This window comes from Polaribacter glomeratus (genome assembly GCF_002954665.1).
Lineage (GTDB): Bacteria > Bacteroidota > Bacteroidia > Flavobacteriales > Flavobacteriaceae > Polaribacter > Polaribacter glomeratus.
This window is the reverse complement of the sequence record NZ_MSCM01000001.1, coordinates 785,881-812,071: the sequence shown is the minus strand read 5'-3', so window position 1 is coordinate 812,071 and position 26,191 is coordinate 785,881. Positions and strand designations below refer to the sequence as shown.

Genomic DNA, 26,191 nt, shown 5'->3' with positions numbered 1-26,191 from the left:
AAATTTGAGTGCGCAATTTACCATTTTTATACCTTTGTAAAAAGACAAACGTTATTTTTTAACTTTTTTTATGAGAATTGACAAATATTTATGGTGCATTCGGGTTTTTAAAACTAGAAGCATCGCAACAACAGCCTGTAAAAAAGGGCAAGTTAAGATTGAAAATAAGAGCATAAAACCCTCTAAAGAAGTCTTTGGTAATGAATTGATTTTAGTAAGAAAAAATCAAATAAATTATCAATTAAAAGTTTTAGATTTACCAGAAAGTAGAGTTGGTGCAAAATTAGTAGCGCTATATATGAAAGACGTTACCCCAAAAGAAGAATTTGAAAAAACAGAACTTTTAAAATATTCAAAAGATTATTATCGTAAAAAAGGTGCAGGAAGGCCAACTAAAAAAGACAGAAGGGATATAGAAGGATATCAAGAAGATACAGAAGAAAGCATATGACAACAGAAAAAAATATAATTTTAAATACGGTTCAAATTAATCAAAAAATTAAAAGAATTGCGTACCAAATTTATGAATGCAATACAGATGAAAAAGAGGTTATTATAGCTGGCATTGTTGGTAACGGCTATATTTTTGCTGAAAAACTAGTGGAAACTCTTAATGAAATTTCAGCTTTAAAAATAAGCATTTGCCAAGTAAACATTAATAAGAAAAAACCATTAGAACCTGTAACTACCTCTTTAGCGGTTGCTGATTATAAAAATAAGTCATTAGTTTTAGTTGATGATGTTTTAAATTCTGGTACCACTTTAATTTACGGAGTAAAGCACTTTTTAGATGTGCCGTTAAAAAGATTTAAAACAGCAGTTCTTGTGAACAGAAACCACAAAAAATATCCTGTAAAAGCAGATTTTAAAGGGGTTTCTTTATCAACTTCTATAAAAGAACATATACAAATAGATTTTACGGAAAAAGAAGCTAAAGCGTATTTAGTTTAATAGTTTAACTAATTCTTTGGCTACTTTTTTCTTTGATTTATCGTCAACTTTTAAGGTTATTTTAGCTTGGTCGTAAAAAAAACGTCTTTCAAAAAGATGTTTTGCCACAAACTCAGGAATTTTATCATCGTCTAAAGAAGCTATTAAAGGTCTTTTAGTTTTCTTTTTTATCAACCTTTTGACTAAAGTTGGTATAGAAGCTTGTAAATAGATAGATATTGTATCATTATTATTAATTTCTTCGATGTTATTTGCATAACAAGGCGTTCCGCCACCAACAGAAAGTATAAAATTTTCCTTTTTTAAGAGTATTTCTTTCAAATATATGCTTTCAATTAACCTAAAATAAATTTCGCCCTTTATTTTAAAAATGTCTGAAATGGTCATTTTTTCTTTTTCAATAATGTAATCATCTAGATCTATAAAACTCATAGACAACTTTTTAGAAAGTTTTTTACCAACACTAGATTTCCCAGAAGCCATATATCCTAATAAGACAATTTTCATCATTTAAAATTTTTAACAAATATCGATAAAATTTATTCAATTTTATATTTCTAATTTAAATGATAGGTAGTATATTTGCACCTCAATTAAAAATGACCTGGTAGCTCAGTTGGTAGAGCATCTCCCTTTTAAGGAGATGGTCCTGGGTTCGAGCCCCAGCCCGGTCACCATAAAAAAGTTAAGCAATCATTGCTTAACTTTTTTATTTTAATTTAAAAAGCGCACGTGGCGAAATTGGTAGACGCGCAGCCTTGAGGGGGCTGTGAACGCAAGTTTGTGGAAGTTCGAATCTTCTCGTGCGCACTTTTAAAGATTTTTTTTATTCTTCACAAAATATTAACTTTTCTATGCCGTTTTATACCTAATTTAGCCGCTATGCAAAGAAACCTATTCATTTTGTGCTTATTTTTAAGTGTAAGCGCATTTTCTCAAAAAGACAGTATTCGTACTACAATTTTAAAAGGCCAGATTGTACATGCAGAAAACAAGCGTGCGTTAAGTGCCGCTCACGTTTTAAATCTAAACGCAGTTGTGGGTACAATTACAGATGATAAAGGTTTTTTTGAATTACCAACAAAAGCAAACGATACAATTTTAGTTTCTTATTTAGGATTTTCATCCATCAAACTAAAAGTTACAAATGATTTACTAAAAGGTAATGAACTAGAAATTGCACTTTATGAAAAACCAGAAGAAATTAAAGAAGTAATTATTAAATCTACTCAATTAATTGGTGTTTTAGAGGTTGATGTAAAACTTGTTCCTAAAGATCGGTTTACTAGAATTCATATAAACGGATTGCCGCAAACGTATGAAGTTGGTAAACCTCAGGGTAAAAACTTCGCTTCTCCAATAGCAGCTTTGTTTCAGCCTGTAGATTTCCTTTACAGCCTCTTTGGTAAGAAACCTAATCAACTTAAAAAGCTTCAAAAACTAAAAAAAGAAGACGATTTACGTAAAATGTTAGCTGGTAATTTTGATAGAGAGGTAATTATGGAATATCTAGAAATGGATAGACAAGAACTAACAGATTTGCTTACAGACTGTCAATACTCTGACTATTTTATCAAAAAAGCTTCTGACTTGCAAATGATTGAAGCGGTGTTAGATTGTTACGAAAATCACAAAGCACTTAAAAAAGGTAAAATAGAACGTAATAAAATTCCTGTAAAAAATTAACTTTATTAAAAATGACTAGAATTAAACACATTCATTTAAATTCTAATCAACTACTAAAAACGAATCAATACAAAGCCTTTTAAAGCGTTTTTACGTATTGTAAACATACTTCTACAGGCTTTATTAAATTACAAGCTTAAAAAGTGTTTAATTTCAGTTTAAAAAATAAATCTTCTTAGTTCTTATATACTTAAGAATATAGCAAAAAAAAATCCAGCTAAAAGCTGGATTTTTAATTTATTAAAGTTTAAATATTCTTACTGATTTCCTAATATAATTGGCATTCCAGACTTCCCAGAACCAATAACAATTACTTTACTGTTTGTAGATTTAGCAAGTTCTAAAGTAGCTCCAATACCTTTTTCCTGTAAAATTTTATCAGTTAAAGATTCACTTAAAATCTTGTTTGCAACCGCTTTACCTTCTGCATCAATTCTTTGTCTTTCTGCTTCTTTCTTCGCTTTAGATAATCTAAACTCATACTCTAAAGACTCTTGCTCTTGCTTTAATTTAGTTTCAATTGCAATTCTAATAGTTGAAGGTAATTTAACATCTTCTACTAAAACTCTTTTAACAGAAAGAAACTGTTCTTTTAAAATATTTTGAACTTCATCTAAAATTTCTTGCTCAATAACATCTCTTTTACTCGAGTATAATTGTTCTGGAGTATAACGACCAACAACACTTCTTGCTGCTGCATTAATTGCAGGATCTAACAATTCACGTTCATAATCTTCACCTTTAGTTTTTATTAATAAACCTAAGTTTTTAAGCTCTGGTTCATACCAAATTGTACCATTTACTTTAACTTCTAATCCATTAACAGAAAGTACATTCATTTCATCAGAAATAGACTGTTGACGAACTTTAATTACAATCATTCTGTTCCAGGGTGCAACAATATGAAATCCTTCTCCGTACGTTTTATCTGTATTTATACCGCTTCCTAAAGTTTCAAAAATAACGCCTCCTTCTCCAGGACCAATAGTTACTGTTGATTTAGAAAATAAAATAATAACTGCTACTATTAATACAACAATGAATATCCCACCTTTTGGGAATTTAAACTCCATTTGATTATTTGCCATTTTTGCTTGTTTTTAAATTTAACCAAATTTACGATATAAGTTCTTTAAACGCAATCTATATAGATACAATCTTCCGAAACTTCTATTTCTAATGTAATATGTTCTAAATGAAAATTATCATTTAAAACTTTTCTAACTTGACTTTTAATTTGTGCAGTTTTCTCTAAAGAAATACTTTTATCATGTACTACCAAATGTGAAGTAAAAACGTTATAATCCCCATCCATAGACCATAAATGGCAGTCATGAATGCTTTTTATCTCTTTATTTTCTAAAAGCTTTAATTTAATTTTATCAATCGAAACTCCTGTAGGAACACTTTGTAATATAATTTGAATACTTTCTTTACCGTTTTTAAAAACATTGAATAAAATAAAAATTGCAATACCAATTGACAAAATAGGATCTAAAATAGGAACATCCCAAAATTGCATAACAACACTTGCAATTAAAACTGCAAACCAACCTAAAACATCTTCTAATAAATGCAGTGAAACTACTTTTTCATTTATAGATGTTCCTTTTTGAAGCTTTAAAACTGCTGCTCCATTTACTATAATTCCTAGAATAGCAAACCACATCATTCCTTTAGCATCCGCATTTTCTGGGTTAATAAGTCTAGGAATTGCTTCTTTTATGATAAAAATTGATCCTATTAATAATACAACTGAATTAATAATTGCTCCCAACAGAGAGAATCGTTTAAAACCATAAGAATAATTTTTTGTTGCTTTCTTAGTCGCTATTTTTTGTAAATACCAAGCCATTCCTAAACTTAAGCTATCGCCTAAATCATGAACAGCATCAGACATGATAGCCAAACTATTAGTATAAAAGCCACCAATAAACTCAATTATTGTAAAAAATACATTCAAAAAAAATGCAGCTCTAATATTTTCTGTTGATGAATTATGATGATGATGATGATGATAATGATTGTGTGCCATACCGTTTTATAAATAGATTGCTAAATACTCTTACAGTTACAAAATAATACTTTTAAATTTTACCATGGTATTTTCTGATAAACCATTCAGCTGTAAAAAGAGCTACTACAAAGAATAAAATCCATTTCCAATCAATTAAATTTTGTTGTTTTACAGATGATTTTTGCACCGTATAAAAATACTCATTTTCTAAAAGTTCTTTTGTTACATCTGCCAATTGATTTTTATAATAAACCTTCCCGCCTGTTTTTACTGCTAATTGTTGCAACTTAGTTACGTTGGCGTTTGTAAACTGTTCTTCAATTTGATATTCAGTAATTATAAAGCGTCCGTAACTTTTAATATTTAACCCTAAAACTTCCACTTTATAAGAATAATCTCCAGAAACTAAATTCTCAATTTCAACCTGATAAGAATTGTTGACTAATGAAAACGGAATTTTTGTTACTTCTTTAGTTGCTGTATTTGTAATAGCTATTTCTAAAGCTGCTCTCGCATCAAATTGATAATTTTTATCGGTGTAAAATGCGGATATATTTATGGTTGAATTTGCAGGATAAATTGTGTTTGCATTTACCTCTAAACGGTCTCTCTTTTTATTGGATGCCAAATATTGCACTAAACTACCTGTAAATTTATCAAAGTCTTCGTATGAATTTGAATTTAAAAAACTTGCTGCTCTCCATTTCCAAATACCTTCTCCAAACAAAACTGCCGATTTCTGGTTGTTCACATCAAAAGTTGTTAGTAAAGGTTGATTGGTTTGAATACCGTTTATATTTTGATATAATAAAGTTTGATGTTCTTTAGAAATTAAAACTTCGCCAAACTTATCTTTTAAGGGAGGAAAGTTATTAAAACCAATATTTTCTTGTAAAAAAGTTAGAAACGAATCATTAAAAATTGCTCCATAATTTTCTGTTTGATTGATCGCTTTTTTTATAAAACCTAGTTGTTGTTTGTTGATAAAATTCCAATCCGTATTTGCCCCAGAAATTAATAAATAATTGCTGTTTGTTTCATTTAATTGAGAGATAATAGTATTAAACTTATTATTTACTTGATTTAATATAACTAATCTATAATCATTAATTTGACCTTTAAAATCATCAATCATAAAAACAGCTACAGAACGCTGTTTATTACTTTCTATCGATTTCTTTAAAGCACCAATATCTGGATGTAAAACCGAACTTAATATCAATACTTTTGTTTGTTCATTAATCACTTCAACAGAAAAACTTTTGCTATTATTTTTTGTATTTTTTTCGTTTTTTAAATTACTTACAGAAGCTGTATAATATTGCAAACCTTCTTTAGTAGAAGTCAAATTTGCAGTAATTGTTGCTGATTTTTTTTCCGAAGAAAAAGAAACATTTTCTCGATAAACAGTTTTTCCGTCACTAAAAATTGAAAATTGTGTGTTTACCGTTTCGGATCCTTCGTAGTTTAAAATCACCTCAACAGGAAACTTATTTTGAATATAACTGTATTTATTTACATTTAATTGGGCAATTTTAAGATCCACATATTTTGTAGTATCACCAATAATAATTGGGTAAATTGGCTGTTTAGTGTTTAAAAACTCATATGCAGCACCTATTGTTTGGTTTCCATCTGTAATTAAAATGATAGGTGCAATTTTATCTTTTTGCAATTCATTTACGCCTATAATAGCTTTGGCTATATTGGTTTCATTTTCTAAGAAAGAAAGGCTGTCTAAAATTTGTAATTCTCTTCCAAAAGAGAATTCATTTAAAGAAAATTTGGTAATTAAAGCATTGTTATTCTGTAATTTATAAATAAAATCAGTTACACTTTTGTCTTCCTTAAAAAAAGAAACTGATTTAGAGTTATCAACTAAAATAGAAAGCGTTGGTTTTTCATTTTCAATTTCTATTTTTTCAATGCTGGGATTTATCAACAATAAAATTAACAAAAATAAACTCATTGTTTTTAAGACAAAAAGCAGGTTTGTAACTTTTAATTTGTGCTTTTCTTTGTGAAAATACTGAAAGTAAGCAACTGAAATTGCCAGCAAAAAAGCGAATAGCACATAAAAAATAGTGGTTGTTTGCAATACTTTTATTTTATTGGAAAGATATACATATCATTGATAAAAGAAAAACCTGTAACGTTAATTTGTTACAGGTTTTTTTATATTTATAAAATTATACACTTTTTTATTTCTAAGTGATGATAAATTCTTTTTTACTACATATTAAAACGGCCAACTTATTAAGTTAACATTCCGCCATCAACAGATAGTGTTTGTCCTGTAATATAAGAACTCATATCCGAAGCTAAAAACACACATGCATTTGCAATATCTTCTGGCCTTCCTCCTCTTTTTAACGGAATAGAATCACGCCATCCTTGCACCACTTTTTCATCTAACTTGTCAGTCATTTCTGTTTCTATAAATCCAGGAGCAATAACATTACTTCTTACGTTTCTTGAACCTAACTCTAACGCAACAGATTTAGAAAACCCAATAATACCAGCTTTTGATGCTGCATAATTTGTTTGCCCAGCGTTTCCTTTTAATCCAACTACAGAACTCATATTTATAATTGAGCCTGCTCTTTGTTTCATCATTGGTCTAATAACCGCTTTGGTTAAATTAAAAACCGATTTTAAATTTACTTCAATTACCTGATCAAAATCTTCTTCGGAAATACGCATTAACAAATTGTCTTTGGTAATACCGGCATTGTTTACTAAAATATCAATTGAGCCAAAATCTTCTAAAACATTTTTTGCTAATTCTTGCGCTGCATCAAAATTTGCTGCGTTTGATTGATAACCTTTCGCCAATACTCCAAAAGCTTTTAATTCTTCTTCTAAAGCATTCGCTGCGTCTACAGAAGAACTATACGTAAAGGCTACATTTGCTCCATGTTTTGCAAATTCTATTGCAATTCCGCGTCCAATTCCTCTCGTTGCTCCGGTTATTATTGCTGATTTATTTTCTAGTAATTTCATGTTTTATTTTTTAGTTTTTGTGTTAAGCCCAAACTGACAATTATCAAATATAAAAAAGAAATTCCCGTTTTCACGGGAATTTATAGACCATTCTATTTAAAAAGAACGATTATTTTAAAACTTTAGCAACCATTTCACCAATTTTTGCTGGTGAACTTACTACGTGAATTCCGTTTTCTGCTAAAATTTTCATTTTTGCTTGCGCAGTATCATCTGCTCCACCAACAATAGCTCCGGCATGTCCCATGGTTCTTCCTGCTGGTGCAGTTTGACCAGCGATAAAACCAACAACTGGTTTTCTATTACCATCCGCTTTAATCCATTGTGCAGCTTCAGCTTCTAAATTTCCACCAATTTCACCAATCATAACAATTGCTTCAGTTTCTGGATCATTCATCAACAATTCAACAGCTTCTTTTGTAGTTGTACCAATAATAGGATCTCCTCCAATACCAATTGCAGTAGAAATTCCGAATCCTTGTTTTACAACTTGGTCTGCAGCTTCATAGGTTAAAGTACCTGATTTAGATACAATACCAACTCTACCTTTTTTAAAGATAAAACCTGGCATAATACCAACTTTAGCTTCACCTGGTGTAATTACACCCGGACAGTTAGGGCCAATTAATCTAGTATCTTTATTAGCAATGTATGCTTTTACTTTTACCATATCTGCAGTAGGGATTCCTTCTGTAATACAGATAATAACTTTGATTCCTGCATCGGCAGATTCCATAATTGCATCCGCAGCAAAAGCTGGTGGTACAAAAATTATTGATGTGTCTGCACCTACTTTTTCTACAGATTCTAATACTGTATTAAAAACTGGTTTCCCTAAGTGTTCTTGTCCTCCTTTTCCAGGAGTAACTCCTCCAACAACATTAGTTCCATAATCAATCATTTGGCCAGCGTGAAAAGTACCTTCACTACCTGTAAAACCTTGAACAATAATTTTTGAATTCTTATTTACTAAAACACTCATAGTTTATTATTTAGTCCATTTATTTTAAAATTTTCCAAAAGGAAAACAAAATGGTATTTGATTTAATTTATGTTACAAAAATAGCTATTTGTTCGTTTTTAAAAAAACAAAATAAATACTTTATTTACGATTTTTTTTGAGATTTTAAAAATTGCTTAATTTCTGCCATTTCTTTTAATTTTTCTCTTGATTCTGCTATAGGTGTTCCAAAATAAGATTTTCCACCAGCTACAGATTTTGTAACTCCTGTTTGACCTAAAATAATTGCACCCTTACCAATTGTAATTCCGCTGTTTGTACCAACTTGTCCCCAAATAGTAACTTCGTCTTCAATAATTACACAACCTGCAATACCAGTTTGTGAGGCTATCAAGCATTTTTCGCCAATAACAGTATCGTGACCTACATGAACTTGATTGTCTATTTTTGTACCTTGTTTAATGGTTGTATCACCACTAACACCTCTATCTATAGTACAAGAAGCTCCTAAATCTACATTATCTTCTATTACAACTCTTCCACCAGAAATTAATTTATCGTATCCTTCGGGTCTTTTTTTATAATAAAAAGCGTCTGCACCTAAAACCGTATTTGCATGAATCGTTACATTATTACCAATAATTATTTGGTCATAAATAGTAACATTTGGATGAATTACGCAGTTTTTACCAATTTTTACGTTGTTACCAACAAAAACATTGGGTTGAATAACCGTTCCTTCTCCTATAATTGCGCTTTCAGAAATACTTGCTTTGGATGCAATAAAAGGATTAAAATACTTGGTTATTTTATTAAAATCTCTAAAAGGATCATCAGAAATTAATAAGGCTTTTCCTTCTGGGCAAGCTACTTTTTTATTAATTAAAATAGTAGTTGCAGCAGAATTTAATGCTTTATCATAATATTTTGGATGATCTACAAAAACAAGGTCGCCTTTTTCTACAACATGAATTTCGTTAATACCTAAAATCTCAAAATTAGCATCACCTATAAACTCTAAATTTAAAAGAGTTGCAATATTTTGTAATGAATGTGGTTTCTTAAATTTCATTTATTTACTACCAACTGAAACTGATTACAACTTTATTCTTTAATTCTTTCTTGATAGGTACCTTTTGCAGTTTCTATCTTAATTTTATCACCTTCATTAATAAATAAAGGAACATTTACCGATGCACCAGTTTCTACAGTTGCAGGCTTAGTTGCATTTGTAGCTGTATTACCTTTAACACCAGGTTCTGCATGTGTTACTTCTAGAATTACACTTAGAGGCATTTCTACCGAAAGTGGCATATTGTCTTCTGAGTTGATAATTATAGTAACTATTTCTCCTTCTTTCATTAGTTGCGGTGTATCTAAAGCTGCTTCTAATAAACGAATCTGTGTATAATCTGCTTCATTCATAAAGTGATAAAACTCACCATCGTGATATAAAAACTGAAACTTATGAGTTTCAACTCGTACGTCATCAATTTTTCTTCCTGCAGGAAAAGTATTGTCAATTACTTTACCATTTGTAACACTTTTTAATTTTGTTCTTACAAACGCTGGACCTTTACCTGGTTTTACATGTAAAAATTCTATAATTTTAAAGATATCATTATTATATCTAATACATAATCCGTTTCTAATGTCTGATGTTGTTGCCATTTTTATTCTTTAATGCTTTCCTTTTTTAGCAGTATGCTTTTAGCGAAAAGCTATTATTTTTTTTAGTTAACTAACTTTTATAAACTTTATTAATTTACGTTGAAATATCCTTTCATGATTCCTCTATGAGAATCTTTTATAAATTGTATAATTTCATCACGTTCTGGAGTTGCTTCCATTTCCGCTTCAATAATATCTATTGCTTGTGTGTAATTATAGTTTTTTTGAAATAATATTCTGTAAATATTCTGAATTTCTCTTATTTTTTCGGTAGAATAACCTCTTCTTCTTAAGCCTACCGAATTAATACCAACATAAGATAAAGGCTCTCTAGCTGCTTTTACATAAGGCGGTACATCTTTTCTTACTAAAGAACCACCGGTAACAAATGCATGTTTACCTACTGATGCAAATTGATGTACAGCAACCATACCTGCTAAAACAACATTATCACCAATAGTTACATGACCTGCTAAAGTAGTGTTATTAGAAAAAACACAATTATTACCTACATAACAATCGTGTGCAATATGGCAATATGCCATAATTAAACAATTATTACCAACTGTAGTTTTCATTCTGTCTTTTGTGCCTCTGTTAATTGTTACACATTCACGAATCGTTACATTATCACCAATTTCTACCGTAGTTTCCTCATCATCAAATTTTAAATCTTGCGGAATTGCAGAAATTACAGAACCAGGAAAAATTCTACAATTTTTACCAATTCTAGCACCTTCCATAATGGTAACATTAGAACCAATCCAAGTTCCTGAACCAATTATAACATTATTATGTATAGTAGTAAATGGCTCAATTACAACGTTTCTTGCAATTTTTGCTTGAGGATGTACGTAAGCAAGTGGTTGATTCATAGTTATTTAATTTTAGAAATTTGCGCCATTAATTCAGCTTCAGCAACTAATTTACCATTTGCATACGCATACGCCTGCATGTGACAAATTCCTCGTCTTATTGGTGTAATTAAATCTGCTTTAAAAATTACAGTATCACCTGGTAAAACTTTTTGTTTAAATTTAACGTTGTCCATTTTCATGAAATAGGTTAAATAATTCTCTGGGTCAGGTACTGTACTTAACACTAAAATACCACCACATTGTGCCATTGCTTCTACTATTAAAACTCCTGGCATTACTGGCGAACCAGGAAAATGACCTACAAAAAAACCTTCGTTCATCGTTACATTTTTCATACCAACAACATGTCTGTCTGAAAGCTCAATAACTCTATCAACCAATAAAAAAGGTGGTCTATGCGGTAAAATATCCATAATTTGATGAATATCTAATAAAGGTGGTAAGTTTAAATCGTATTGAGGAACGTAATTTCTCTTTTCCGCTTTTATAATTTTAGCCAACTTCTTTGCAAACTGAGTATTTATTAAATGCCCGGGCTTATTTGCTATAACTTTACCTCTAATTCTTGTACCAACTAAAGCTAAATCGCCAATAACATCTAATAATTTATGACGAGCCGCTTCGTTTGCCCAATGCAACGTTAGGTTGTCTAAAATTCCATTTGGTTTTACGGCAATATTATCTTTTTTAAATGCCTTTTTTAGCTTCTCCATTGTACTAGCAGACAGCTCTTTATCTACATATACAATTGCATTGTTTAAATCTCCTCCTTTAATTAAATCGTTTTCTAATAACATTTCAATTTCATGTAAAAAACTAAAAGTTCTAGCATCTGCAATTTCTTCTTTAAAGTCAGACATTTTATCTAAAGTAGCATTTTGTGTACCTAAAATTTTGGTTCCAAAATCTACCATGGTAGTTACTTGATATTCATCCGAAGGCATTAAAATAATTTCGCTTCCAGTAACTTCATCCTTATAAGAAATAATCTCTTTAACAATGTATTCTTCAATATTGGCATCTTGTTCTTCTATACCTGCTTTTTCTAGAGCTTCTATAAAAAATTTAGATGAACCATCCATAATTGGAGGTTCTGATGCATTTATTTCAATTAATAAATTATCAATATCTAAACCTACAGCTGCGGCTAAAACATGCTCTGATGTTTGAATCTGAACTCCGTTTTTCTCAAGATTTGTACCTCTTTGAGTATTTACAACATATTCTGCACTTGCCTCTATAACTGGGCATCCTTCTAAATCTATTCTTACAAATGTAAAGCCATGATTTATAGGTGCCGGTTTTAATGTCATTGATACTGTATTACCTGTATGTAATCCTACACCCGATAAGGTAATTTCTGATTTTATAGTTTTTTGTTTCTTACTCATATTTGTGGATTTTGGGCATTCAATTCTTTTTCCATTTTTTCAATTGATGCTGCAATCTTGGGTAAATTTCTAAAATAAACGTACGATTTACTGTAATCTGAATAATTCATTGCTGGTGATCCTTGCACTTTTTCGCCATCTTTTAAGTTTTTGGAAATACCAGACTGACCTTGAATCTTTACATTATTACCAATTACTAAATGGCCTGCAAAACCAACTTGACCACCAATCATACAATTTTCTCCAATTTTGGTTGATCCTGCAATTCCTGTTTGTGCAGCAATTACAGTATTTTTACCAATTTCTACGTTGTGTGCTATTTGTATTTGATTGTCTAGTTTTACACCTTGTCTTATAATTGTAGATCCTAAAGTGGCTCTATCTATAGTAGATGATGCACCAATATCTACATAATCTTCTATAATTACATTTCCAATTTGCGGTATTGTACTATATTGTCCGTTTTCATTTGGCGCAAAACCAAATCCATCAGAACCAATAATACATCCAGAGTGAATTTTACAATGTTTTCCTATTTGGGTTTCTGAATAAATTTTAACTCCAGCAAAAAGTATAGAATTATCGCCTATAACAGAATTATCACCTATATAACAATTAGGATAAATTTTAACATTATCGCCAATTGAAACATTTTCTCCTATGTACGTAAAAGCTCCTAAATACTCATTTTTGCCAATCTTTGCAGAGTCTGCAATAAAATTAGGCGCTTCTCTACCCAATTTATTATTCTTTACTTCATTATAAAACTCTAATATTTTTGAAAATGCTTTGTAGGCATTTTCTACTTTTATAAGCGTTGTAGAAATTTCTTTCTCAAGCTCAAAACCTTTATTTACGATTGCTATAGAAGCATTTGTTGTATACAAATACGGGTGATACTTAGGGTTAGATAAAAAAGTTAATGAACCTTTTTCTCCTTCTTCTATTTTAGATAATCTAGAAACTTCTTCATTGGGATTCCCAATTACTTCGCCTTCTAAAATATCTGCTATTTGTTGTGCTGTAAATTTCATTAAATGCAAAAGTATAAAAATTAAAGCTATCTGTCTAATATCATTTTACTTTGGATAACAAATAAAGTGTTTTACAACCGGTTTTGTTAATGCCAATATATTTAATTGATCAGAAGCTTTTGCAATATCTTTTAATTTTCCTTTTTTATTTAAAATATAAATAGGCTTTTCGGTATTATAAGCTTGATTTATAATTTCTTGTGAAAAAACAAAATAATTAATTTCGTCTTCTGATAAACCTAGTTTCTTTGAAAACTTAGTTCTTTTTTTGTTGATTTTCTCCTCATCAAAAGCGTCTATTTGCAATTCAATTCGCAGTAATTTTCTGTCAACAATCATTTTAGACAAAACAGATAATATTTTATCTTGATGATTTGTCCATTCTTTTATGGCAGATAAAACATCATAATCATCTAATTTAGAAAACATTTCTAACGTTTCATTTGTGAAATTTTGCTGATTAATTTGTTTGTACAAAAAATATTTTAACGCAGAACTGCCAAATAACTCCTCGCCTTTTTCTGCTAATTCTTTTGCTCTTTTTAAAACGTTTACCAACATATTTTCTGCAACCAAACCTGTTTTATGCAAATAAACTTGCCAATACATTAATCTTCTCGCGATTAAAAATTTTTCTACAGAATAAATTCCTTTTTGTTCAATTACTAATTCCTCATTTTTAACATTCATCATCACAATTAATCTGTCTGATGAAATATTACCTTCTGTAACTCCTGTATAAAAACTATCTCGTCTTAAATAATCTAATCGATCTATATCTAATTGACTAGAAATTAACTGACATAAAAATTTACGTGGATATTTACCTTCAAAAATTTCGATTGCTAAACTTAGTTCCCCATCAAATTCTTTATTTAACTTTTTCATAAATTTTAGAGAAATTTCTTCATGCGATATTCCGCTAACAATACTATGCTCTAAAGCATGCGAAAACGCTCCATGACCAATATCGTGCAACAAAATTGCAATGCACAATCCGTTTTCTTCTTCTTCGGATATTTCAATTTGCTTAAAACGTAAAACTCTTACCGCCTTTTGCATTAAATGCATACAACCAATGGCATGATGAAAACGTGTGTGATTTGCGCCTGGATAGACTAAATTAGAAAATCCCATTTGGGCAATTCTTCTTAAACGTTGAAAATAAGGGTGTTCTATAATATCAAAAATTAACGAATTTGGGATTTGAATAAATCCGTAAATAGGATCATTTAAAATCTTTAATTTGTTAGGTGTTTTTTTCTTCAAATGCTTCGTTTTATCAATCGTATGCAAAATACGACTTAATGCCACAATTTTGCAAACTTTTAATTTTGGATTTTTTAAATTATCGGTGAATTGATTACAAAACCACAATTGGCAATATTTTATCATTATAATGCATCAAAAAAAATAACAATACCGTATTTTTAACGTTAAAATTTAAAAACAATATATGAGCAACATACAAATTTTATGGGTTGATGATGAAATTGAATTATTAAAGCCTCACATTCTTTTTCTTGAACTTAAAAATTATAAAGTTACAACCTGTACAAATGGTGCTGATGCGATCGATTTAGTTGATGAAAATAATTTTGATATTGTTTTTTTAGATGAAAATATGCCTGGTTTATCAGGTTTAGATACACTTGCAGAAATCAAGCAGAAACAGGCAAATTTACCTGTGGTTATGATTACAAAAAGTGAAGAGGAATATATTATGGAAGAAGCAATTGGTTCTAAAATTGCAGATTATTTGATAAAACCTGTAAATCCAAATCAGATTTTATTGAGTTTAAAAAAGAACTTAGACCACTCTAGATTGGTTTCAGAAAAAACAACGTCTAATTATCAGCAAGAATTTAGAAAAATAACAATGGATTTAGCAATGGTAAATAGCTACCAAGATTGGATTGAGTTGTATAAAAAATTGGTTCACTGGGAATTAGAACTAGAAAACATTAGTGATTCTGGCATGTTGGGTATTTTAGAAAGTCAAAAACAAGAAGCTAATAATCAGTTTTTTAAATTCATCAAAAAGAATTACGAAGACTTTTTAACAAGCAACGATAAACCTACATTTTCACATACTTTATTTAAAGACTATGTAGTGCCTCAATTAAGTAAAGAACAAGGTGTTTTATGGGTTATAATTGATAATTTGCGTTATGATCAATACCGTATTTTAGAACCTTTGATTAATAATTATTACAAAAAAGAGCAAGAATATTCGTATTTCTCTATTTTACCAACAGCAACACAATACGCTAGAAATGCTATCTTTTCTGGTTTAATGCCATCAGAAATGGAAAAACGTCATCCAAGTTTTTGGAAAAATGATACCGATGAAGGCGGAATGAATTTATTTGAAAATGAATTTTTAACTGCTCAAATAAAACGATTAAGTTTAGACATTAAACACGAATATTATAAAATAACTACCTTAAAAGGGGGTAAAGAATTAGCCGATAATTTTAACGGAACAAAGCAAAACGATTTAACGGCAGTTGTTTATAATTTTGTGGATATGCTTTCGCATTCTAAAACAGAAATGGAAGTTATTAAAGAATTAGCTGGTGATGATAAGGCTTACAGAAGTTTAACGCTAAGTTGGTTTAAAAACTCACCATTGTTCGAAATTATTCAGAAAGCGCAGCAATTAGGCCAGAAATTAATAATTACCACAGACCACGGAACAATTAATTGTAAAAATCCAACAAAGGTAATTGGCGATAAAAATATCAGTTCTAATTTACGTTATAAAACGGGTAGAAGTTTAAGTTATGAAGAGAAAGATGTCTACGCTGTTAGAAATCCTAAAGACATATTTTTACCTACCGTTGCTATGAATAGTCCTTTTATTTTTGCAAAAGAAGATTTGTTTTTTGCGTATCCTAATAACTTTAATCACTTTGTAAAATATTATAAAAATACCTATCAACATGGAGGCGTTTCATTAGAAGAAGTAATTATTCCGTGCGCTGTTTATAGCCCTAAATAAAATTATTTGTAGCTATCTCCTGCTCTCGCTACTCGCTTTTTTGTTGAAAAAATAAAAAGAGCTCAAACAGAAAGCTTGTCTTGAGCTTGTTGAAAGGTTCAATCAGGTCTAAACCTACTTACCAAGATTATTAAGTATAAAAAGTCTGATGCGTGTTAAAAACGTATCAGATTTATTATTTTTGCAACATGAATAAAAACTTTTCTTTAGAAAATTTATCTGAAGTTGCCGCTGAACTTATTTCATCCGCAAAAAACAAAACATTATTATTTTATGGACAAATGGGTGTTGGTAAAACAACGCTTATCAAAGAAATCTGTAAGCAACTAGGTGTTTTAGATACCATCTCCTCTCCTACTTTTTCTCTAGTAAATGAATACGAAACATTAGAAAACGAAAAAGTTTTTCACTTTGATTTCTACCGAATTACAGATGAAATTGAAGCATTAGACATGGGTATTGAAGAATATTTTGACACCAATGATTGGTGTTTAATTGAATGGCCAGAAAATATAGAAATTTTATTACCTTTAGATGCTGTAAAAATTCATCTTTCAATTTTGGATGATCAAAAACGCAACATCCAACTAAAATAAGCAAACAATGAGTCAATTTTCTCCTTTCAGTAAAGAAGAGTTATTACCACAAGCAGAAATGCTAGAAATAAAAAAGCAAAAAGGAGAACTTTTTATAGGCTTGCCTAAAGAAACTCATTTAGGTGAAAAACGAGTTTGTTTAACCCCTGATGCAGTTACAGCATTAACTTCTCATGGTCATAGAATCGTTATAGAAACAGGTGCTGGCGATGGCGCAAATTATACAGATAAAGAATATTCAGAAGCTGGTGCAAAAATTTCTTATGATGTAGAAGAAGCTTTTAAATGCAAAATCGTTTTAAAAGTTGCCCCACCAACCGCAGAAGAAATCGAATATATAAACCCGCAAACAATTTTAATTTCTTCGCTTCAATTAAAAACGCAAACCAAGAAATATTTTGAACATTTAGCTAAAAAAAGAATTACTGCCGTTGCTTTTGATTTTATAAAAGACGAACAAGAAACCTACCCAATTGTAAAATCTTTGAGCGAAATTGCAGGAACAGCTTCTGTGTTAATTGCTGGCGAATTAATGAGCGGCGTTAATAAAGGAAATGGGTTGTTATTTGGTAACATTAGCGGCGTTCCGCCCACAAGTGTTGTTATTTTTGGCGCAGGAACTGTTGGTGAATATGCCGCTAGAACTGCTATTGGATTAGGTGCTAGAGTAAAAGTTTTTGACAACTCTATTACCAAACTTCGCAAGCTTCAACACTCTTTGCCGGCGCCTATTTATACATCTACAATTCAACCAAAATCTATTGCAAAAGCATTGATGAGATGTGATGTTGCTATTGGTGCTATCAGAGGTAAAAATAGATCACCAATTATTGCTACAGAAACAATGATTGAACAAATGAAAGAAGGTGCTATTATTGTTGATGTAAGTATAGATAGAGGTGGCTGTTTTGAAACATCAAATGTAACCAACCACAACATACCAACTTTTGTAAAACATGGTGTAATTCATTATTGTGTGCCTAACATTCCAGCGCGGTATGCAAGAACTGCTACTTTATCTATAAGTAACATTTTTACACCTTATTTATTAAATATAGCAGAAGAAGGTGGCTTTGAAAATGCTGCTCGTTATGATAAAAGTTTAAGAAGCGGTATGTATTTTTATCACGGAATTTTAACAAATAAAACGGTTGCAGATTGGTTTGACTTGCCTTTTAAAGATATTAATTTGTTAATTCTATAAAAAAGTATAAACTTATAGAAAATAATCAAAATTTTTGTTACTTTTATTGTCCTGCTATGGATTAGAGTTTTTAATAATTAGTTGAACCCTGCAAAACTAGCTCTAATGACTATTGTCTTCAAGACAAAAGATTCGTTCGGTAAATATTATAACTATAAAATTATCTTATTTATCTCATTTCTTTTATCCTTAAACACCACTTCATTGTGGTCTCAATCCGTTTCTGTAAATGATGAAACCTATACAGCAAACACCTTAGTAGATCTTTTGGTCTCTAACAATTGTGTTACGACATCTAATTATCAACTTAGCTCAAAAAAATCAGTTGCTTATTTTAACAATAACAATTCTAACTTCCCCATAAAAGAGGGAATAATTTTAAGAAATGGAATTGCAAAATACTCTGAAGGTAAATTTACAGATGATGAACTAAGTAGCGAAATAGTTTCAAATAGTGATGCTGATTTAACAGAAATCAGTAATAATTCTGGTCAAAATTCAGAAATTTTTGATGTTGCTTTGTTAAGTTTTGATTTTATTTCTCAATCTTCAAAATTTGATTTTAATTTTATTTTCGCATCCAATGAATATGGCGAATGGCAATGCGGATTTAGTGATGTTTTTGGTTTTATTTTAACAGATATTAGTACAGGAGAAAAAACAAATTTGGCGATTTTACCAAATTCTAACGATATTGTTTCTGTAAAAAGTATTAGAGATACTCAACACAACACTTCATGTAATTCTGTAAATGCTAGCCTCTTTAGCACTCTAAACACAATTGAAACAGCTAATTCAAGCAGTCTTAACATGAGGGGATATACCGTTATTTTAAATGCTTCAGCAAAAATAGAAACAAATAAAAAATACAATCTTAAATTGGTTATCGGTGATTATGGTGATACTAGTTTTGATTCCGCTGTATTTATTGAACCAGGCAATTTTAATCGATCTTTTAGCGTAGGTGATGATTTTTCTATCTGTCAAAATGAACCGTTTATATTAAATACATTAGTAGATGATACCACAAACTTTAATTTTGAATGGTTTAAAGATGGCGCATTAATTACTAACGAAAATGCATCGAGTTATCATGGTACTAAAATTGGTAAATATAAAGTAAAAGCTACAAATGCAGAAGGTTGTTCTATTAGTGACGAAATTGTCATTTCAAAATTAAATATCACAAAAGAGCCAAAAGATCTTTACGAATGTAATAACGGAAACGATACTTCCTTTAATATTGGGCAATTTGATATTCGCTATTTCAACTTAGATAAAGATCGATATCGTCTTAATTACTATAATTCAATCGAAAACATAAATGCCAATAACCCTATAAATTCAAGTGATTTACGTTATTACTTAAGCGCTGGTAACGAAACAATTTATATAAAGGTAGAAAGCAGGTTATTAAATGAGTTATGTGAAAATTTAACGCTTAGTTTTAAATTGAATGCAATTGAATTTAAAACAAAAAAACCAAATGATGTTGAAGTATGTAAATCAACGAACACTATTAGTATACCTGGGCTGATAAATGCAGAAATATTAGAAAATTTAAATCAAGCTAATTATACAATAACATTTTATGGCTCATTTAAGGATGCACAAAACCAGGTTTTACCCATTACAAATGCATCTGTTTATCCTATTAGCGATCCAAGTAAGACCTTAATCTATGCAAGATCAGAAAGTAAATTTAATAGTAGTTGTTTTGATATTGTACAATTTAATGTTATTGTTTTTGATTTGCCAAAAATAGATACCATTAAAAATGTTATCGTTTGTGAAAATTATACATTACCGCCAATTGCTAATGGAAATTACTTTACTCGTTCAAATGGAACAGGAACCCCTCTTTTTACGGGAGATTTACTAGTTAGTAATCAAACTATTTTTATTTATAATGAAAACGAAAATGGTTGCTCAAATCAAAGTCAATTTACAATAAGTATCCTAGATAAATTTATATTGAAAGATAATTACTGCGAAAAATTTACGGTGTTTAATCCTCCTAATGGAGATTTTTATTCGGCATCTGGAGGTAAAAATGGTGGTGGTATAAACATACCAGCCGGAACAGAAATTAGAGAAAGTAAAACTATCTATTATTATGCAACTGTTGGCGAAGAAGTTTGTAAAGAAAAATCTTTTGATATTGTAATTATACCAAGACCAAAAGTAGATAAATTACAAAATATTGCAACTTGTACGAGTTACACTCTTCCCGAATTAACTTATGGCAAATACTTTACAGGCTCAAATGGTAATGGTAGTGAACTTACTGTTGGTACAGAAATATCAAAGAATCAAGTAATTTATATTTACAATGTTGATCGAAAATGTGAAAGTCAAACTTCTTTTAAAGTTTACAAAATTGATGTAAATAATTTTAAAGACCTTAAAATCTGCGGAACTTATACGCTGCCTAACTTAGATGTTGGCGGATATTTTACACAACCAAATGGATTAGGTGAAAAAATTGAAGAAGGAACCGTTTTAAAGACATCAGAAAGAATTTATTATTACGTAAAAACCCACGAAATTAATAATTGCACAACAAACTTATCCTTTAAAATTGATATTTTCCCTATACCAGAAACAGATACTTTAGAAGATGTTGTAAGATGTGTTAATGAACCTTATCTGCTACCAAAATTAACAAATGGAAAGTATTTTACACAATCAAAAGGTAAAGGAACAGAACTTACCGCAGGAGATTTAATTTCAAAATCAGCAAAAATATTCATATACAATAAAAATAATAATTGTGATGCAGAAACTAGTTTTAATATAGAAATTAGAATTTTACCTAGAGCAGATATTTTTACAGATGTTTTTGCTTGTAAACCTTTTGTTTTGCCTGTTTTAAATAATGGTACTTATTATTCAGAATCAGGTGGTCAAGGAGATCAATTAAAAGCTGGAGACATAATTTCTGAAACAAAAATAATTTATATTTATAGTATCGATACAAAATTAGAAGGTTGCGTAAATGAAAATATTTTTACAGTTGAATATCTTGGCGTAGAAGTTGATAAAATAGCAAATGTAAATAGCTGTGATTCTTACGCTTTACCAGCTTTAAATGTTGGGAATTACTTTACAAAAAGAAGCGGAAAAGGAACTAAAATGAATGCTGGAGACATAATTACTAATAATTTAGAACTTTATATTTATGCCGAAAATGGTAGTAGATTCTTTTGCTCTGACGAACATTTGTTTTCTATAGAAATAAGTAAAACACCAACTCTAAAAGATTTAATAGATATCGAAAAATGTGGTTCTTATACTTTGCAAGATATCAGCACAATTGTAAGTAATAAGTTTGAGTATTATCGCAAACCAAATAAAGTTGATCTTATTACTCCACAAAATTATACAATAACAGCAGTTGGGGAGCATTCAATTTACGCAGTAGAAAGTGCTATTTCAAATGAAAATTGTTATTCTGAGAAAGAGTTTAAGTTAACCATTTATCCGTTACTTGATTTAATTATAGAAGACGTGTTCATTTGCGAAGATTTAGACACAAAAGAAAATAAGAAACCCGTTGAAATTAAAACGGGTTTAAACCCTGTCAAATTTTCTGCTAATTGGTTTTTTGAAGGTCAATTAGTTGGATCTGGTGTAAATTATAATGCTACTAAAGCCGGAACATATAAAATAGAACCGATAAGATTAGTGGCAGAAAACGGGAATGATTGTAATTATAAACCTACAGAAATTCAAGTTCTTTCTTCTTCACCAAAGGTTAAAATAACATATTTATCCGATGATTTTTCAGATAAAACTTCTGTAAGAGTCGATTTTATAAACTATGGTCTTGGAGATTATGAATTTCAATTAAATGATGGTGGTTTTCAAACTGATGCTATATTTACAAACTTAGAAACTGGTATCTATACCATAACCATAAGAGATACAAAAAATATTTGCCCGAATATTAAAATAAAATTTACGGCATTGTCTTATCCAAAATTTTTTACTCCTAATAATGACGGCATAAATGACTTTTGGAATATTAAAGATTTAAAAAATAACCCTGAAGCAATTATTACAATACATGATAGATACGGACTTTTAATTACTCAATTTAAAGCATCCGAACAAGGTTGGAGTGGCTTTTATAAAAATGGAAAAAACTCATTACCTTCTTCTTATTGGTTTAAAGTAAATTTTATATTTAAAGAAGAATTAACAAATTTTCAAGCATATTTTTCTCTAGAAAGAAATTGATGTTTTTAAGATGTCTTCTATAAAATTCAATTATTTTTGTAGCCAATAATTTTAGCATGTTAATAAAAAGAATAGGATATTTTTTAATAGGAGTTTCAATAAGTTCTGTAGGTGTTTACTTTTTTTGGCAAAAGAAAAAGGCAACTTTCGATTACGGAATGGATTCAAGAACTCTAAAAAGTATCAGAATTAAAAAAAGAGTTTTTTCTGATGATGCAAAACGAGTAATGCTAAATTCTGATATTGATTCAACTGCAATTTCTACTATTTTATATACGGGTGATGTAGATTTTGGTAAAAGTAATCCAAGAAAAAAGCCTTGTGCAGAGTATTATATTAACGGAAACAAAGATTTAGAAAATGTAAGTTTATACGTTTCTAGATGTGATTCTATTTCTACGATTGAAAAAATAATTATTGAATAAGTATTATTCCAAAAGTTTAGATTCGTGAAATTTTTCTTCTATTACATCACTATTTTTAATAGATTTTTTTAACCAATCAAAGTACAATACTTCTTTTTGTTCTTCTGATAATTGCCAATCAAACTCAGAATTTCTTAGTTTTGTTGTAACATCTTGTAATATAATTGCCGCAGCCACAGAAATATTTAGGCTTTCTGTAAAACCAACCATTGGTATATTTAAAAATCCGTCTGCATTTTCTTTTACAAAATCAGAGATTCCTTCTGTTTCTTCACCAAATACGAATGCAGTTTTTTTACTGATGTCAAAATCTTGTAATGAACAAGAATCAGTATGCGGACTAGTTGCTATAATTTGATATCCTTTTTCTCTTAAATTATCAAAACAAATTTGAGTGTTATTTCCGTCTGATTTATAACGTTTGGAAGTGATCCATTTTTGAGAACCTTTTGCTACATACTTAGAAACTCTATTGATATATTTATTTTCAACAGTATGCAAATCTTGAACTCCAAAAATATCACAAGTTCTTAAAACGGCACTTGCATTGTGTGGCTGGCAGATATCTTCTAAAACAACTGTAAAATGGCACGTTCTTTCAGCTATCACTTTTTTGTATAAGGCTTTCCTTTTATCTGTTAAATAACTTTCAAACAGCGTTAATAATTCTTTGTCAATCATAGTAACAAACATATAATTATTATTTTTACCTTCATAGAAAGAATTTAAAATAAATTAAAATTGATGAAAAAATTAGTTGTTTTAACTGGAGCAGGAATATCCGCTGAAAGCGGAATAAATACCTTTAGAGATGCAGATGGTTTATGGGAAGGACATGATGTTATGCAAGTTGCTACTCCAGAAGGATTTAAAGCGAACCCAAAATTAGTATTAGCTTTTTACAATGAACGTAGAAAACAATTATTAAAAGTTGTACCAAATAAAGCACATTATAATTTGGTCGATTTAGAAAAAAAGTTTGAGGTAACAATTATTACTCAAAATGTTGATGATCTGCATGAAAGAGCTGGCAGTTCTAATGTTCTTCATCTACATGGAGAACTTTTAAAAGTAAGAAGTACTGCTGATGAGTCTCTAATTTTAAATTGGAATAAAGATTTGGTGTTAGGAGATCTGTGTACTAAAAAAAGCCAATTAAGACCTCATATTGTTTGGTTTGGTGAAATGGTACCAATGTTAGATAGCGCAATTGAAATTACAAAAAAAGCAGATGTTTTAATCATCATTGGCACATCTATGCAAGTATATCCAGCGGCTAGCTTAATAGATTATGTAAAACCAAATACGCACATTTATTTTATAGATCCAAAGCCCACTATTTCTAAAAGTAACTTTAACAATCTTACAATTATTACTGATGTTGCAAGTATAGGTACTAAAAAACTAAAAAAGCTACTAAATAATTAGCAGCTTTTTTATAAAAGTAAATATTTATTAAACTGTTTTATAGTGATGCAAATCATCATAAATTTCTTTACAACCTTTACCTGTAATAAAAACATCTTTACTATTTTGCAAACCTTTATCAAGAATTTCTTTTAAGGCAGATAGACCAGCTTTGTCTATTTCTTTTGTTTTATCAATATTTAAAACAATTTTTTTCTTCGTGTTTAATTTCTTTTCAAAGTAACTTAAAAACGGATTTACTGTTGATTTAATAATTTCGCCTTTTAAATAATAAACACTTTTCTTTTTTGAGATTTTAAGGGACATAATATAAATATTTAATTAGTAAATTTTTTTCTACTTATTTCAGATATAAACATTAATTCTGCAAAATGTATCAATTTAAAAAGAGTTGAGCCAAAACCCCAATTAATAGTTTTTGTAAAAATGTTTTCTTCATTTTCTTCTAACACTATCAATTTTGAGTTTTCAATAATAGCAGGATCTAAATCTCCGTAAGCGTTTATATTTAAGGCCGTTATAATTAAAGCCACTAGTATAATTAAAATTTTTCTCATTTTATTCTATTATAAAATAAAATTAGCTAATAATTAAAATTTTAAATTAAATTTTCGTCTTTTACAACTTATCTATAGATGAAATGTACTGTTAATTTAGATAACTAAATTATAATAAATCTAAACGTTTCATTAACTCTGGTCTATTAGAGCGACTTACAGGTACTACATCCTTTTTAATTAACACACTGTTATCTTCTATATCTATTATCTTTTTAACATTTATAATGTAAGAACGATGCACTTTTAAGAATAAAGAATCTGGTAATTTTTCTTCTATTTTCTTTAATGTAGAATGCACTACATAATTTTTATCTTCTGTTTTAATATTTATATAATCTCCTTTTGCTTCTATTAAATAAATACTTGATAAATCAATTTTAATTAACCTTCTATCTATATTCACATAAAAGTCGTTTTTAAGTTCTGAGTCTTTTTTTGTAGTGATTTCAGTTTTAATAAGTTGAAGTTTTTCTGCCTTAACTATCGCTTTTTCAAAACGAGGCAGTTCTATCGGTTTTAATAAATAATCTACTATAAAATCGTATTCAAAAGCTTCCATTGCAAATTTAGGATCAGAAGTAGTAAATATTATTTTAGGAGGATCTTTTAATGTTTTTATAAAGTCTAAACCACTAAAATTAGGCATATGTATGTCTAAGAAGATTAGATCTACATGATTTTCATTTAAGAATTTAATTGCCTCTATGGCATTTGTAAACTCTTGTAAAATATTTAATGACGTTACTTGATTACATAGTGTTCTAACGATAACTCTAGCCATCTGTTCATCATCAATAATTATACAATTCATAGCGTTAAATTGTTTTTAAATATTCAGTAATAGATAAAAGTGTTTCTTCAAAATCTTGCTCTTCTTTTAAGTTTAAAATATGCTCTCGAAGATTATGTTCAAATGCATTAGCCTTGTTGTAACTCTTTTCGAGTCCTAAAATACTGAATTTATGTTTAATTCTATGAACATTATCTTCAATTCTTTTGAAATCTTTACTTTTTAAGCTTTGATAGTACTCTTTTTTTTCATCTGGAAACTCGTTTTTAATTACATCTATTAAGGTTGCCTTAATAGAATCGTCTCCTCTTGCAAGCTGCTCTATATATAACAGATTTGGTTTTTCCATA

Annotated in this window: 26 protein-coding genes and 2 tRNA genes; 11 read left to right on the top strand and 17 right to left on the bottom strand. The window is 29.5% G+C overall.

The window, feature by feature from the left end:
- Positions 1 to 70: 70 nt before the first annotated feature.
- A complete protein-coding gene (locus BTO16_RS03455; RefSeq protein ID WP_105020249.1) occupies positions 71 to 451 on the top strand; it encodes an RNA-binding S4 domain-containing protein in 381 nt (126 codons plus the stop codon).
- Positions 448 to 951 (top strand): phosphoribosyltransferase domain-containing protein, encoded by a 504-nt coding sequence (locus BTO16_RS03450; protein ID WP_105020248.1) that lies wholly within the window; start codon positions 448 to 450, stop codon positions 949 to 951. Before BTO16_RS03455 ends, BTO16_RS03450 begins: the two co-directional genes overlap by 4 nt.
- Here BTO16_RS03450 and BTO16_RS03445 read toward each other — a convergent pair.
- A complete protein-coding gene (locus BTO16_RS03445; protein ID WP_105020247.1) occupies positions 943 to 1,458 on the bottom strand; it encodes a shikimate kinase in 516 nt (171 codons plus the stop codon). The genes BTO16_RS03450 and BTO16_RS03445 overlap by 9 nt on opposite strands.
- A 94-nt stretch (positions 1,459 to 1,552) precedes the next feature.
- On the opposite strand from BTO16_RS03445, the gene BTO16_RS03440 reads away from it, so the two are divergent.
- The 3 genes from BTO16_RS03440 (at position 1,553) to BTO16_RS03430 (ending at position 2,637) form a co-directional block, all read left to right on the top strand.
- Positions 1,553 to 1,628, top strand: a tRNA-Lys gene (locus BTO16_RS03440).
- 49 nt (positions 1,629 to 1,677) lie between these two features.
- A tRNA-Leu gene (locus BTO16_RS03435) sits at positions 1,678 to 1,761 on the top strand.
- Between the two features lie 72 nt (positions 1,762 to 1,833).
- On the top strand, positions 1,834 to 2,637 hold the full coding sequence (locus tag BTO16_RS03430) for a carboxypeptidase-like regulatory domain-containing protein (protein WP_105020246.1): 804 nt from the start codon (positions 1,834 to 1,836) through the stop codon (positions 2,635 to 2,637).
- A 257-nt stretch (positions 2,638 to 2,894) separates the two neighbouring features.
- Here BTO16_RS03430 and BTO16_RS03425 read toward each other — a convergent pair whose 3' ends face one another.
- From BTO16_RS03425 to BTO16_RS03375, 11 genes are all read right to left on the bottom strand, one after another.
- The gene (locus BTO16_RS03425; RefSeq protein ID WP_105020245.1) at positions 2,895 to 3,725 is read right to left on the bottom strand and encodes a prohibitin family protein; all 831 of its coding nucleotides are present in this window, start codon (positions 3,723 to 3,725) and stop codon (positions 2,895 to 2,897) included.
- 44 nt (positions 3,726 to 3,769) lie between these two features.
- Entirely contained in the window at positions 3,770 to 4,672 is a 903-nt protein-coding gene (locus tag BTO16_RS03420; RefSeq protein WP_105020244.1) for a cation diffusion facilitator family transporter, read from the bottom strand.
- A 52-nt stretch (positions 4,673 to 4,724) separates the two neighbouring features.
- Positions 4,725 to 6,623 (bottom strand): VWA domain-containing protein, encoded by a 1,899-nt coding sequence (locus BTO16_RS03415; RefSeq protein WP_105021498.1) that lies wholly within the window; start codon positions 6,621 to 6,623, stop codon positions 4,725 to 4,727.
- Positions 6,624 to 6,910: 287 nt separating this feature from the next.
- The gene (gene fabG, locus BTO16_RS03410) at positions 6,911 to 7,657 is read right to left on the bottom strand and encodes a 3-oxoacyl-[acyl-carrier-protein] reductase (RefSeq protein ID WP_105020243.1); all 747 of its coding nucleotides are present in this window, start codon (positions 7,655 to 7,657) and stop codon (positions 6,911 to 6,913) included.
- A 109-nt stretch (positions 7,658 to 7,766) separates the two neighbouring features.
- Positions 7,767 to 8,639 carry a succinate--CoA ligase subunit alpha gene (gene sucD, locus BTO16_RS03405; RefSeq protein WP_105020242.1) on the bottom strand — a complete coding sequence of 291 codons (873 nt, stop codon included), beginning with the start codon at positions 8,637 to 8,639 and terminating at the stop codon, positions 7,767 to 7,769.
- Positions 8,640 to 8,763: 124 nt separating this feature from the next.
- Positions 8,764 to 9,690, bottom strand: a complete 927-nt coding sequence (locus tag BTO16_RS03400) for a UDP-3-O-(3-hydroxymyristoyl)glucosamine N-acyltransferase (protein ID WP_105020241.1) — start codon at positions 9,688 to 9,690, stop codon at positions 8,764 to 8,766.
- 32 nt (positions 9,691 to 9,722) lie between these two features.
- On the bottom strand, positions 9,723 to 10,289 hold the full coding sequence (gene efp, locus BTO16_RS03395; protein ID WP_105020240.1) for an elongation factor P: 567 nt from the start codon (positions 10,287 to 10,289) through the stop codon (positions 9,723 to 9,725).
- A gap of 89 nt (positions 10,290 to 10,378) precedes the next feature.
- On the bottom strand, positions 10,379 to 11,164 hold the full coding sequence (lpxA, locus tag BTO16_RS03390; RefSeq protein ID WP_105020239.1) for an acyl-ACP--UDP-N-acetylglucosamine O-acyltransferase: 786 nt from the start codon (positions 11,162 to 11,164) through the stop codon (positions 10,379 to 10,381).
- Between the two features lie 2 nt (positions 11,165 to 11,166).
- Positions 11,167 to 12,558, bottom strand: a complete 1,392-nt coding sequence (locus BTO16_RS03385; protein ID WP_105020238.1) for a bifunctional UDP-3-O-[3-hydroxymyristoyl] N-acetylglucosamine deacetylase/3-hydroxyacyl-ACP dehydratase — start codon at positions 12,556 to 12,558, stop codon at positions 11,167 to 11,169.
- Positions 12,555 to 13,592, bottom strand: a complete 1,038-nt coding sequence (gene lpxD / locus BTO16_RS03380) for a UDP-3-O-(3-hydroxymyristoyl)glucosamine N-acyltransferase (RefSeq protein ID WP_105020237.1) — start codon at positions 13,590 to 13,592, stop codon at positions 12,555 to 12,557. Before lpxD ends, BTO16_RS03385 begins: the two co-directional genes overlap by 4 nt.
- Before the next feature lie 45 nt (positions 13,593 to 13,637).
- Positions 13,638 to 14,861 (bottom strand): HD domain-containing protein, encoded by a 1,224-nt coding sequence (locus BTO16_RS03375; protein ID WP_245891961.1) that lies wholly within the window; start codon positions 14,859 to 14,861, stop codon positions 13,638 to 13,640.
- A 187-nt stretch (positions 14,862 to 15,048) separates the two neighbouring features.
- Between BTO16_RS03375 and porX the strand changes: the two genes are divergently transcribed.
- The 5 genes from porX to BTO16_RS03350 all read left to right on the top strand — a co-directional run bounded on the left by porX (position 15,049) and on the right by BTO16_RS03350 (position 23,063).
- The gene (gene porX, locus BTO16_RS03370; protein ID WP_105020235.1) at positions 15,049 to 16,596 is read left to right on the top strand and encodes a T9SS response regulator signal transducer PorX; all 1,548 of its coding nucleotides are present in this window, start codon (positions 15,049 to 15,051) and stop codon (positions 16,594 to 16,596) included.
- A 188-nt stretch (positions 16,597 to 16,784) separates the two neighbouring features.
- Entirely contained in the window at positions 16,785 to 17,192 is a 408-nt protein-coding gene (tsaE, locus tag BTO16_RS03365) for a tRNA (adenosine(37)-N6)-threonylcarbamoyltransferase complex ATPase subunit type 1 TsaE (protein ID WP_105020234.1), read from the top strand.
- A gap of 7 nt (positions 17,193 to 17,199) precedes the next feature.
- Positions 17,200 to 18,396 (top strand): alanine dehydrogenase, encoded by a 1,197-nt coding sequence (locus tag BTO16_RS03360; RefSeq protein WP_105020233.1) that lies wholly within the window; start codon positions 17,200 to 17,202, stop codon positions 18,394 to 18,396.
- Positions 18,397 to 18,501: 105 nt separating this feature from the next.
- The gene (locus BTO16_RS03355) at positions 18,502 to 22,638 is read left to right on the top strand and encodes a T9SS type B sorting domain-containing protein (RefSeq protein ID WP_105020232.1); all 4,137 of its coding nucleotides are present in this window, start codon (positions 18,502 to 18,504) and stop codon (positions 22,636 to 22,638) included.
- Positions 22,639 to 22,694: 56 nt separating this feature from the next.
- A complete protein-coding gene (locus BTO16_RS03350) occupies positions 22,695 to 23,063 on the top strand; it encodes a DUF4258 domain-containing protein (RefSeq protein ID WP_105020231.1) in 369 nt (122 codons plus the stop codon).
- Positions 23,064 to 23,066: 3 nt separating this feature from the next.
- Here the strand turns inward: BTO16_RS03350 and BTO16_RS03345 are convergent, their stop codons facing one another.
- Positions 23,067 to 23,756: a TrmH family RNA methyltransferase gene (locus BTO16_RS03345; RefSeq protein WP_245891954.1), complete on the bottom strand. Its 690-nt coding sequence runs from the start codon at positions 23,754 to 23,756 to the stop codon at positions 23,067 to 23,069.
- A gap of 51 nt (positions 23,757 to 23,807) precedes the next feature.
- Here BTO16_RS03345 and BTO16_RS03340 point away from each other — a divergent pair, with 51 nt between their 5' ends.
- Positions 23,808 to 24,491 carry an SIR2 family NAD-dependent protein deacylase gene (locus BTO16_RS03340; RefSeq protein WP_105020230.1) on the top strand — a complete coding sequence of 228 codons (684 nt, stop codon included), beginning with the start codon at positions 23,808 to 23,810 and terminating at the stop codon, positions 24,489 to 24,491.
- Positions 24,492 to 24,518: 27 nt separating this feature from the next.
- On the opposite strand, the gene BTO16_RS03335 is transcribed toward BTO16_RS03340, so the two are convergent.
- From BTO16_RS03335 to BTO16_RS03320, 4 genes are all read right to left on the bottom strand, one after another.
- Complete coding sequence (locus tag BTO16_RS03335) at positions 24,519 to 24,797, bottom strand: STAS domain-containing protein (protein ID WP_105020229.1); 279 nt, start codon at positions 24,795 to 24,797, stop codon at positions 24,519 to 24,521.
- Between the two features lie 11 nt (positions 24,798 to 24,808).
- Complete coding sequence (locus BTO16_RS03330) at positions 24,809 to 25,048, bottom strand: hypothetical protein (RefSeq protein ID WP_105020228.1); 240 nt, start codon at positions 25,046 to 25,048, stop codon at positions 24,809 to 24,811.
- A 109-nt stretch (positions 25,049 to 25,157) separates the two neighbouring features.
- Positions 25,158 to 25,862, bottom strand: a complete 705-nt coding sequence (locus tag BTO16_RS03325; protein WP_105020227.1) for a LytR/AlgR family response regulator transcription factor — start codon at positions 25,860 to 25,862, stop codon at positions 25,158 to 25,160.
- Between the two features lie 4 nt (positions 25,863 to 25,866).
- On the bottom strand, positions 25,867 to 26,190 hold the full coding sequence (locus BTO16_RS03320; protein ID WP_105020226.1) for a histidine kinase: 324 nt from the start codon (positions 26,188 to 26,190) through the stop codon (positions 25,867 to 25,869).
- Position 26,191: the final 1 nt, after the last annotated feature.